General features: G+C 51.6%; 7 protein-coding genes. All 7 read left to right on the forward strand.

Going from position 1 to position 12080, the window contains the following annotated elements; translation table 11 throughout:
• The first annotated feature begins 733 nt into the window (after positions 1-733).
• Complete coding sequence (locus tag Q0Z69_RS15135; RefSeq protein WP_298035235.1) at positions 734-1075, forward strand: helix-turn-helix domain-containing protein; 342 nt, start codon at positions 734-736, stop codon at positions 1073-1075.
• A gap of 335 nt (positions 1076-1410) precedes the next feature.
• On the forward strand, positions 1411-1839 hold the full coding sequence (locus tag Q0Z69_RS15140; protein ID WP_298035236.1) for a hypothetical protein: 429 nt from the start codon (positions 1411-1413) through the stop codon (positions 1837-1839).
• A 3-nt stretch (positions 1840-1842) separates the two neighbouring features.
• On the forward strand, positions 1843-2997 hold the full coding sequence (gene mobP3 / locus Q0Z69_RS15145; RefSeq protein ID WP_298035237.1) for a MobP3 family relaxase: 1155 nt from the start codon (positions 1843-1845) through the stop codon (positions 2995-2997).
• A 194-nt stretch (positions 2998-3191) separates the two neighbouring features.
• Positions 3192-4253 (forward strand): tyrosine-type recombinase/integrase, encoded by a 1062-nt coding sequence (locus tag Q0Z69_RS15150; protein WP_298035238.1) that lies wholly within the window; start codon positions 3192-3194, stop codon positions 4251-4253.
• A gap of 30 nt (positions 4254-4283) precedes the next feature.
• A complete protein-coding gene (locus tag Q0Z69_RS15155; protein ID WP_298035239.1) occupies positions 4284-5126 on the forward strand; it encodes a tyrosine-type recombinase/integrase in 843 nt (280 codons plus the stop codon).
• 127 nt (positions 5127-5253) lie between these two features.
• A complete protein-coding gene (locus tag Q0Z69_RS15160) occupies positions 5254-10743 on the forward strand; it encodes a prealbumin-like fold domain-containing protein (RefSeq protein WP_298035240.1) in 5490 nt (1829 codons plus the stop codon).
• Between the two features lie 96 nt (positions 10744-10839).
• Entirely contained in the window at positions 10840-11595 is a 756-nt protein-coding gene (locus Q0Z69_RS15165; RefSeq protein WP_298035241.1) for a class C sortase, read from the forward strand.
• The last annotated feature ends 485 nt before the right edge of the window (positions 11596-12080 follow it).

A 12080-nucleotide genomic window follows, 5' to 3' on the forward strand; every position in this document is an offset into this window, starting at 1 on the left:
AATCCACAGCATCCCTTACATTGTAGCACATGACCTTGGAGAGGGTCATCAAAAACTACTACTCTATAATACAAGGATTCAAACAGGTTATCAAAAACTTTTCGGACGACGATTTTGGAAGGTCTGGAAAAAAGTAGTCTGAAGATAGTCTGAGTCCAAAAATGGAAACAGATCGATAGTCCAAATAGGACGAAAACTAAGATTAAAATTGGGTAAGCCATGACATTAGTTGCCTGGAAAGTTGCATTTAGGACGGATAAACATTCACATTAAGGGCTAAATCACTAACGCGCTAATTGTTCTCTCTAGGAAGGAACATTACACTTTGAGAAGAAGAAATGAGGAAAGGAAAGATTGCAGTTGGATTTATGCAGCAAACATGGAAGATTATGAATTTCCCGTCACACAAAATTTGGGCCGCAGTAAAGTAAAAAAAGGAGATTTTTGGGGAGATGCAAAATAGTGAAAGAATTTGCAGCGATAGGGCAAAGAATGACATTTCAGTACGACAACTGGCCCCTCAAAATTTGCGCCGGAATAAGTACTCTTTAGAGTACTTATTCCGAGAAAAGATACAGAGCATCGGCAAAGAACGAAAGCAGAGCTCGAACAAACGGTTGACAAACTAAAATTCGAGTGTTAAAATAGAAGCACAGTCAGCGATAAGTGTGCGTGGAGGGAGCATCGACCTACATAGGAATCCTCGGCAATCTTATTCTCGGGAGGGATTCTTATGAATCGTCGATCTGCTTCGTCCGCCCACATGCGGTATCTTCCTGTCCCAGCCCCAGTGCATGAGTTGCAGTTGTCGCCTGGAGCGCTGTCAGTATACATCTATCTTATTCGATGCATGGACGATAGCTACCATTGCTACCCAAGCTATAAAACGATTGGGGAGCACGTTCGTCTCAGCGACAATACGGTGGCGAGGTGCGTCCGCGAATTGGAAGCCAAGCAGCTCATCGAGACGGAGCGCACCAGCGTTATCCATGCTGACGGAAAAAAGTACAATGGCAATCTCAGGTATCATCTCTTGCCGTTCGATCAGGCGCTGAAGTACCACAACGGCTTTTAAGAGTGACAGGGTAGGGAGGGCCACATCATCAGTTGACTGGACTTGCCCGCAGTGAGAGCAGAGGAGAAACTCTGCTCTTGCGCGGCCGGGCACTAAAGCACTGGCTGGTCGGGTTTTGAGGCGATTTTACCGCGTCCGATTTTTAAGCAGGGGAAAGAGAATGGGTCGTGGAGCGCCCCATTCTCCTTCCCATCGGCGTGCAACGCCCGCCGTTGAGGGATTCTCCGAAATCAGGCCGGTGTGTCAGAAAGCCTGGATGATTCGTCATCAGTGGGTTGGAGAATCAAAAAATCCCGGTATTCCGGGCAATTTCAGTGTGTCAGGAGGGTGATTTTATGGATAACGAGAAGAAAGTACAGAGCGCGCAGGAAGTAGACAAAACCAGGTTTGCTCTCTGGATTCGGAGGGCTGTGATGGATCAGGTCGAGCAAAACTATGAGGCAGACAACTGCAAAACGAAGAGTGAGTTTATCGAAAAGGCGATCCAGTTCTATTGCGGGTACCTGGCTTCGGATTTTGGGAACGGCTATCTGCCCAACGTGGTGAGCTCCATGCTCCGCAGCATGATGCAGGAGAGTGACGCGAAGCGTGACAGGATGCTGTTCAAAATCGCGGTGGAACTGGCGGTTCTGGAGAACGTGATCGCCGCCACCAATGAAGTGGACAAGGACACGCTCAGTCGATTGCGGGGCGAGTGCGTGAAAGAAGTGAAACGCACCCACGGCACTTTCTCCTTTGAGGACGCTGTGGAGTGGCAGGAGTGAGATATGACAGGACAACTGGCAACCAAGTTCAAATTCTTAAAGCCGGACGCTCGGGGCGGTCGAGGCGGGTACGCGAAATATATCGCCACCCGGGAGGGCGTGGAGAAGATCCAAGGTGCGTCTCTCCATGCCTACGCGGACTATATCGCCCTGCGTCCCGGTGCGGAGCGGACGGGTCGGCACGGGCTCTTCACCAACGCAGGGGAAGAAGTTATCCTGGAAAAAGTTTCCAAGGAACTCAATGATCATCCTGGAAATGTGTGGACCGGGATCATCTCCCTGCGGCGGGAGGATGCGGAGCGGCTGGGGTTCGATTCCGGCGAGCGCTGGCGGACGTTGCTGCGCAGTCACGTGTGTGAGTTGGCGGAGGATCTCAAGATCGATCTCGCACATCTCAAGTGGTATGCGGCCTTTCACAACGAGGGGCATCATCCCCACGTGCATATGATCGCCTGGTCGACTGACCCGGGCGAGGGCTACCTCTCCCGCAAAGGGGTCATGCAGTTTCGCTCTGCGCTGGCCCGGGATATCTTCGCCCACGACCTGCTGGAAATCTATCAGCAGGAGACTGCCCTCCGGGACGAGCTGCGGGCCGAGGGCAAGAAGCAGTTGGAAAATCTTGTGGAGAGCGTTCATCGGGACGGCTATGTAAACCCGGAGGTGGAACAGCTCCTGTTGACACTGGCTTGGCGACTGCGCAGGGCCAAGGGAAAAAAGGTGTACGGATATCTGCGTTCCGATCTCCGAGACGTGGTGAATGAGGTGGTGAAGATCATAGAGGACGACCCGAGCATTCGAGAGCTGTACGATCTCTGGTACATCCAGAAGAAATTCACGATTCGTGTGTACAGAAACGAGATACCCCAGCGCATCCCGCTCCATGAGAATTCCGAGTTCAAATCCCTGCGCAATGCAGTCTTCCGTGAGGCGGTGAAGTTGGGGGAAACAATTGCCGAGGGCAAAGAGGTTGGAATTTGTTCTGAAACCCCTGCCACGGGCGACTTGCTGGCGGAAGCTGCGCTCGGCCTGTTCCTGCAACTGGCTCGAGATCTGGAAGTGGAGATCGGCCCGGAGCCCATCGGCAAGCCGCCGCAGGTGGATCGAAAGCTGTGGCTGGAGATCGCGCGGAAGAAGATGGACATGGGGATGCGGATGTGAGCCCCTGTGCGGCCCGAGAAGCCCTCTCAAGCCGAAAGATGGCATCCGTGCACACCGAGAAACGAAGCCGCACCGTCGGGCCGCACAGCCAACGGTAAATCAGTCCGCCCTGCCAGCAGAGAACAAAACAAAAACCGCTGGACTTCTGGGAAAAGGTGTGGTAGTGTTGTGAGCTGAGAAAGGGGAGAGGCAAATTGGCAAGCATAAGAAAACGCGGAGAGAATAGTTATCTGCTGGTAGTCTCTATGGGCACGGACGGATACGGCAAGCGCCGGTCGCCAAAAGAGAAGATGGTTCATCCGCCCACCGACTTGACGCCAAAGGCCAAAGAGAAGTGGCTGCAAGAAGAAGCTGCACTCTTTGAACGACAGGTAAAGCACACGCCGCTGCCGATTCAGAAAGACATCAAGCTGAGAGAGTACGTGGAAATTTGGCTGCGAGAGATCGCGCCCAACAAGCTGGCGAAGACGACGCTGTACAGAACACAGCAGGACATCGAGCGATTCATGCCAGCCCTGGGAAACATCAAGCTGACGCAGTTGCGGCCGGATCATTTCCGCAATCTTTATGCAGACTTGCGGAAGCAAGTGAGTGAGCGAACAGGCAAGCCCTTCTCAGAACACACCATCGAGGGCGTGCACTCCGCGCTGTGCGGGATTCTCAGTGACGCAATGGCCGCCGGATACATTCAGTCCAATCCTGCATGGCGTACCTACAAGCCCATCGCCAAGAAGCAGAAGAAGACCGTTGCCGATGAGGAAACTGCCAAAAAGTTGCTTTCAGCACTGGAGCAAGAGGACATGAAGTACGAAGTCTACTTCAAGCTGATCTTACTCACTGGCATCCGGCGTGGGGAATGCTGCGGTATCCAGTGGGGCGATATCGACTGGAGCGAGCGGAGTATCCACATCTGCAAGAACGTGGTGAAGGTCACGGGTGAGGAGCTGTTTGTGAAGTCGCCGAAGACCACGGCAGGGGACAGGTATGTGTACTTTTCCCAAGAGATGGAAGATCTCCTCAAGAGGTACAAGGAGCACTGCGCTGAAGATCGCCCAATAACCCACACCACCTATCTTTTCCGCCGACAGGACAGCGAGCTCCCCATGAGCCCCAGCACGTTCACTTCGGACTTCAAAATGATTTTGAAAGCGCATATAGACCCCCGGTCCATTGGGCCGGGGGTTCGCTATACTCTCGTATGGCATCTATCAAATCAAAAAAGGCAATATCTTGATGAACAATTTCGGGTATACTAGTAGAAATCGATCCAAGAAAAGGAGAGTTCGATGGAAAGATTTCTCACATCAAAGATCCTCCACCGCTTCGCCGCGTGGCTCGAGGCAGGGGAGAAGAGCCCGAATACCATCCGCAAATACACGCGGGACGTGGTGGCCTTTGCCGCTTATCAAGAAGGAGCGCCCGTCACCCGGGAGACGGTGATCGCATACAAGCAGAAGTTGCTGGAGCAAGGATACGCCGCCCGAAGCGTCAACTCCGCGCTGGCAAGCCTCAATAGTTTGTTCGCGTTTTTGGGTTGGCAGGATTGCCGGGTGAAGGCCCTCAAACTCCAACGCCAAGTTTTTTGTCCTGAAGAAAAGGAACTAACGAAAGCAGAATATGAGCGCCTTTGTAGGGCGGCGCAGAACAATCACAACCGCCGACTGAATCTCATCTTGCAGACGATCTGCGGCACAGGCATTCGGGTCAGCGAGTTACAGTTCATCACGGCGGAGGCCGTCCGGGCCGGGGAGGCGGTCGTGTCGCTGAAGGGCAAGACGAGGGCGGTGTTCCTGGTGAAATCCCTGCAAAAGAAGCTGCTCCGCTATATCACGGAGCAGAATCTAAAATCAGGCCCGGTGTTTGTCACCCGATCCGGCAAGCCCATGGATCGCACCAATATCTGGCGGGAGATGAAAGGACTGTGTCGTGCCGCCAATGTCGATCCCAAGAAGGTGTTCCCTCACAATCTGCGGCATCTGTTCGCCCGGGTGTTTTACGGAATCGACAAGGACATCGCAAAGCTGGCCGACATCCTCGGGCACAGCAGCATTGAAACGACCCGTCTCTACATCATCTCCACAGGGCAGGAGCACCGGCGGCGGATGGAAAGGATGCACCTCATCCTGTAAAAAAAGCCGCCAGCCAGAGGCCAGCGACATAATCCACATTATGTTGTTTTCGCGGACGAAAGCCCGCCGGGAAAAGACTTTTTTACATATAGAGTATATCGCCCTCCTCGGTCGTTTGCAAGAGGTTTTGCAGAAAAAATTCGCAGGAAGGCGCCGCAAAGCGGCCTTGGCATTGGAAATCAATGAGAAGGCCTGCTTGTGGTGTCTTTTGTTGATTGTAGCGCGCCCCGGTTTATCCCGTGGGTGCTTGATTTTGCCTCCCGCCGGTTTCCAACTACAACATAATGCGGATTATGTTTCCGCACGACAGGGAAAAGAATCTTTTGGAGGTGGCATGATGGAAACCATGAAGATGAATGATGCCGCAAAAAAGTTGTTTGATAAACGAAACAGGATAAATATTCTGTTGGGCATCATAGGATGGGTGTCTCTGGCGCTGGGCGTGCTTCTTTTGTCATTTGGGCTGTGGAAGCATTTTCAACATGCGAGCAGCCTACTCACTGCAACATACAGGGACAGCACAGTGTATGTTGAAGCATCCTATGGTAAAGAGGCTCAGATCCCAAGTAATGCGGAGTTGCGGGCTCACTTGGTAACGTCGAAGAATGAGCCGGATCGATATGCACAGAACTTGTCTGCCGCCATGGCCGCAGTGGGTCAAGCGGGAGAAACTGTTCCAGAAAGCGCGTTTTACCATATAGGTTTTTATGTCGGCGATCAGGAGATCGAGCCGGCGGCACCTGTAAACGTAAATGTGCAGATCCTGCATGATGGGCTCGCGGTCGGTGCTCCCATTAAGGTGGTACATCTCAAAGAAGATGGCGCGGAAGTTATCGCAGACACTACGGTAGACGATGCCGGCTCGATTTCCTTTACGACGGATGGATTTTCTGACTTTATATTTATATTTCCAACCGGCGACGATCAGCCGGATGATGTGCCCAGCATGGAGAGCAATGGAATCGTCGGCAATGGCCGCAGATGGACGGGAATCGCCTTGCAGGACGGGGGCTTCGAAGAGCCCAGTTTCGATGAACCCACGGCCACTTCTGAAGGGGCTATTGATCTGAATGAGCTTGAAGATAGTGAAGTTGGCCTTACCTTCCGGTATAAGGAGAGCGGTGAATGGAAGGTACTCCCGAATGATCCGAACGGAGAAAATATTTTTGACCACTTAAATACGGACATCAGCATCACTTTCAACTTCAATAAAGAATTTTCGCAGGAGGAACTTCGCAATGCTGATGGAACACTCACATATCAGCTCCCGCCGTACCTGACGGGATTCAGTGCGGGGCAGAGCGGTAAGCTGCTTGACCAGAACGGCAAAGAGGCCGGTACCGTGACCGTAGACGATAACGGTAAGGTTACCGTCAAACTGAATGAGGATTTTATCGAAAAAAATAGCAGCGCCAAGGATTTGCATTTCACCCTGTCTGGTCAGGTAGACTTGGATAAGGCGTATGAAGGAGATTCGGGGGATCCCAAATATCCCGGATTCAATTTGGTGCTTCCCACGGATAAGAACGAAGCGCATTCGCAGTATGGCACGCTGCAGCTAGAGAAGACATGCAGTTCAGATGCGCCGTATAGAGATGCAGACGGCAATTGGTATTTGGATTATAAACTTACCGTAACTTCACCGGATTTCGATATGCCCGAGGTCAGGGTGGAGGATGTGTTCAAGCTCAGCGGCAGCGACAAGCTGAAAGGCCTGATCGAGGGATATGTTCTGTATTCGGTGAACGATGAACCTCTCAGTAAAACAGTAGGCAGCGCATCGTCAACTGAGAAGGATTCTGTATATCAGACCGACAAGAACGGCGTGCCCCAGCTCAACTGGTATCTTGGCGATATGAAGAAGGAGGAGAGCCGTACCCTGCATTATCGCGTCAAGCTGAATACGGAAAAGATGGAGGAGACCGATTTTACTAAGGGCGGCACGATCCTGCCCAACAATGCAGAAGTTTTCTCCCGGTATCATTCGAGGAACGACGCACACGCTCAGTTGTCGCTCCAGACGTATGTGTATGTAAGCAAGTACACTCAAAATCACCCTGAAACCGGAGGCGTGTTTGTGCCAGACGGCGAGGGTGGGGGCTATATCGAGTATGAAGTCACGGTTCGGAACGATAGGGACTATCCGGTCGAAGTGAAGGTCTATGACTCCTTGGATGACCCGCATACCAATACAACCGGTATACAAAATGCAAAAGGTCTGTCGTATGTTGAAGAGAGCTTCAAATTCAGTCCAGAACAGACCAAAGCGGGCGATACTCCATGGCTTGAATTTAGTGAAGCGGGAGACAAGTATACCAGTTTCACCGCGCATATCGGCTGGCTGGATCCTGATGAGGAGATCACCTTTACCTATCGGATCAAAGTATCCGCTGAGGAACTGGCAGCTGGACCCGTGGTTGTAAACAACGGCATTATTTCACTGTTTGAGAGCCAGGATAAAGTTAATGAAACTTATCCACACTGGATGGAGCGATACCAGCAGCAAAACACTGTCGAACAGGACTCGTGGGCTGCAAAGAATTATGGAGATGCTGTCGATCCGGGAACGATGGTCAACATTCCCACGGACGAAGAGGTGTACGAGTATGATGACACTACTAAGACAGTGACAAAAGTGGAAGAAAGTCCGGGATCGTTCGTGCTTGGTGAACACAGCTTTATGTACACGGTTACGGTGAACGGCAATACCATCTGGGACGTGTCTTCTGCCACAATGGGTGACCATCTTAGCAATGGATTGCATTACAGTGGCTATGTCAAAGTCGAGGCAAAGGATTCAGAAGGAGAGACGCTTAAGACCGTCTGGGTAAAGGTAGATGAACTGAAAGAGTTATACTTCGAGGGAGATAAGATTGGATTTGAGGGCGACCAGTTCGGTGCAGGAACGTCCTACGAGCTCACGTATTACACGACCATTGATGAGGATTACCCCAATGTCCAGATCGTTATGGGGAACGATTTCTCCTTGAAAGGAAAAATTGAAGGCGATGGAAAGGTTATCAATGTAAGCGTACAGGACAGCACCAGCAACAGGGCGGAGACTTCGAACCATCGAGATGTGTCGAAGAATGCCTGGTACTATGAATCCGACGAGAACGGTTTAGGCGCCTTCTACTGGGTCGTGAAGGTAGACACCAACTATATCCCGAACGGCTATGCGCTGCAGGATGTAACGGGTGATAAGCATGAACTTCGTGGTGACTCCCTGCTGGGCGTGTATGTCGGCCCGGAGTATACATTCGATGAGAACACGGATTGGGACGATTTCCTGAACTCTGCATCGACTGAAGAATTTACAAAATTTGTCGAGGGAGAGCAATATTCCAGCGAGTTAGAGAATAAGAGGTGGACGGTCAAATTCACTGGCGAGTATAAGCCGAGTGAGGGTCAGTATGTGTACCTGTTCTTCAAAACCTATGTAACGGATCGTCAGCCGGAGCCTTACGAAAACGACGTATACAGCAACGAGGGCAACATACCTGACCAAAAATTTGACCAGCTTGAGGATAAAGACACCAACCATCTGCCCGACGTGGCCAGCGTAGAAAAGGCAGGGATGCAGGTCTTCGATTGGAATGGCAAAACAATTGAGTTCCTTAATAATGCGAATACGACCGACTATAAGCTCGATGCGAGTAATATGACCGGCTTAAAGAACGGACGGTATGCCGCCTGGAGTGTGTCCGTGAACAGGACGGGCACCATGCAGGGCGACTATACGATCACCGACGAGATACCGGCGGGTATGGAGCTGTCCTTTGTGGCTATAGCAAATTCGCAGAATATTACGTTCCCTACAACCGGCTGCACCCCGCCCTGGCCTATCCCCCTGTCCGAGAAGATGGGCGACAGCGAGCCAGGTTTGAGGGTCGGCGGCGCACATAATAGCGAGAACTATATAAATCCTTCTAATAGAGCTAACTGGGAAAAAAGTGGAGATTGGAAACCGTGGAACGCGGAAAACTGGAAGTATTATCCGAGCGAGGATCGCAGCACTGTCAGTTGGGGGCTTCATATCGAAGATGGGCTGTGTAACGCTAACGATGGTACCACTCATCAGGAGGCTGCCTATGCCTACGAGGTGGATTATCTGGTGGTATGCCGTGTGACGGATCCGGATGTGCTGCTGGGCGTAACGCAAGGCGATCCGCAGAAGAAATTCAACAACCATGTGTATGTGAAAGATAGTAGCAACACCACCGTCGCCAGTGATGATGCACAGGTGACCGTGCCCTGCAATCCGGTGGTGACTAAGGATGGCCACCAGGTAGTGACGGAGCAGGGAGAGAAGAAGCAGACCATCAAGTTCACGCTCGAGGTCAACACAGAGGAAATGGTGGTCGAGGGCCTGGAAAAATTGACCCTCAAGGATAAGATGAGTGGCAACCTGGCCCTTGTTACGGATTCTGTGAAATTCTACAGTGATCCGGACTTCACGGATGAGCTCACAAAGGATGATGGTGTGAGCTTTACGCCGCCCCTGGAGGATAATATCATTACCTTCACGATCCCGAACGGGCAAGCGGTGTACATCCAGTACGAGTGCGAGATCAACGCACCTGAAAATACGGAAGTGGATGCAGAAAACATCGTCTACTTTGAAGGTCGTCAGCCGAGTGACGATGACGAAACCTGGAAGCAGACGGTCAGCTATGAACCTGGCGGCGGTATTTCGGGCAACAAAAAGATGCAGATCAGGAAAGTGGACAGTGTGAGCGGAACACCTCTGCCCGGCGCGGAATTTGAGGTCACTCTACTGGGTGTCACTGATGAGAACGGCATATTTGTGAAGAGCGAAGGCGAAACAGAGAAACAAACGCTCACGACAGATGCGGACGGTATCAGCGAATCTTTTACTCCCAAGGAAGGCGGGCTCTATAAAATTGTAGAGACTCAAGCGCCGGAGGGCTATGTTCCCGACGATACGCCCAGATACTACTGGATAGGGAAGGGATCGCTTGATGCGCCAACTGCCAACGAGGCGGGGTTGGACGGTACGCCAGCGCCGGAGATCAAAGAAATATACAACGGCACGATCGATGTGGTGATTGGAAACGAGAAAGCTAAGATCACGGTGACGAAGAAATTCGTAAATGCTGACGGGAACGAATTGGTCGATGGCGTAACAGGGACGTATACCTTTGGTCTGTTCACGCACGGGGAAGGAGGCTATACAGAGGTATCGGAGGAGTTTGGTGGACGGCAGTCTCTGACGTACCCTGACGATAAAGGCGAGGTGCTGACATTCTACGTACCTTACCAGTCCGAACCTCCAGTCCAGTATTATATTCTGGAGTTGGATGAGGATGGCAAACCGATGGAACAAGGCTCTAAAGCCTGGATTCAGACAGAAGCGCTGGGTACGATGGAGTTCGAGCCGAGTTATGAGTACAGTCCCGGAGGGGCCGACGTTGAAGAATCGGCGAGCAGCGGCAACGCTGAAACGACTGTCACGGTAACGAATACCTGTTATGCTACCTATCGCCTCCCCGAATCCGGCAGTCCCGGAACGCTGTTCTATCTGTTGACTGGGCTCATGCTGGTCGCTTGCAGCGTGGTGATGTTAACTGTCAAGAGACGCCGCCGGGCACAATAAAGGCTGATACATGAATTGTGAAAGGCCGGAGGCAGATACCATGTCTCCGGCCCTCTTCACACGCATTTCATATCAAAAAAAGAAAAAGTGGTGACTATGGAAGCTGTTCGGGAAAGAATAGAGGAAGATGAAAAACCATGTGTTTCTTCTGAAAAACGCGAAAAAAGAGACAAAAGGGTGGGAATCATCGCCTATCTACTTTTTGGGATATCTATTTTGGTAAGTCTCTATTTGCTTGCCTATACGCCGATCCACAACTGGTTTCACTCCATACGTATGGCAGAGATCATTGCTGATTACGATCAAAAGGCTGCCGAACTCTCCGATGAAGAGCTGAGTGCAATAAGGGAAGCTGCTTTGGCGTATAACAGTCGCCTGGAACTGGGAACGCATTTTCAACCGACACAGAAGGAATTGGATGAATACAGCGCCCAGCTGGATTTTACTGGCACTGGCATGATGGGGTATATCCAGATTCCTAAACTCAAAGTCAAACTCCCAATCTATCATACCACCAGCGAGGAAGTTATGGAAGAAGCGGTGGGGCATATTCCAGGCTCGTCGTTACCTGTGGGTGGCGTTACTTGCCATACGGTCCTGTGCGCACACCGCGATCTGCCGACTGCCTATCTGTTCCACGATCTGGACAAGTTGGAGATGGGCGATACCTTCACGCTCACGGTGCTGGATGAGACTGTCACTTATGCAGTGGATCAAGTCACCGTGGTGCGCCCGCAAGACGTGGAAGATTTGGCCATCGAACCCGGGCAGGATTACTGTACTTTAGTTACGTGCCACCCTCACGGCAGCAGTGAATTCCGTATGCTGGTACGGGGGAAAAGGGTGGCATAATCCGTATATTGCTCAAGACGACGTGAAAATATTGCGGACAGTCCAAGTCCAGTCCCACATCCCAAGCACCAACCCACGCCCGCCGACCGCACCAGTTCAGTGGTCGTCACGCCTCCTTCCTGCATTCCCCCATACACGAAATCCCCATGAACTACATGGGGCAAAGGCCCGAGCAAGAAGTTTCCACCCACGGGTACCCCATGAAAAATTGTCTGCAAATCCGTGCCCAAATCTGATAACAGTCGATCCCAAAGCCGGTGTAAAGCCCACGCCCTTCCCACACGTGACAGACACGAAAAAGGACCCCGAAAGGGGTCCTTTCAGCTTGTCGAGAAACCCGGTTGTGCCATCAGGGCAACCGGGTTTCTGGCAAATATAGGATTGAAACTAGGGAAAAGAAAGCGTGAAAACGCTCCTTCCATTTCCATGTGGCCAGCTTTTTCAGATTCATAGCAGCAAACTTAAGCTTCACCCAGTTTGTCACC

Source organism: uncultured Dysosmobacter sp. (assembly GCF_947631165.1).
Taxonomy (GTDB): Bacteria; Bacillota; Clostridia; order Oscillospirales; family Oscillospiraceae; genus Oscillibacter.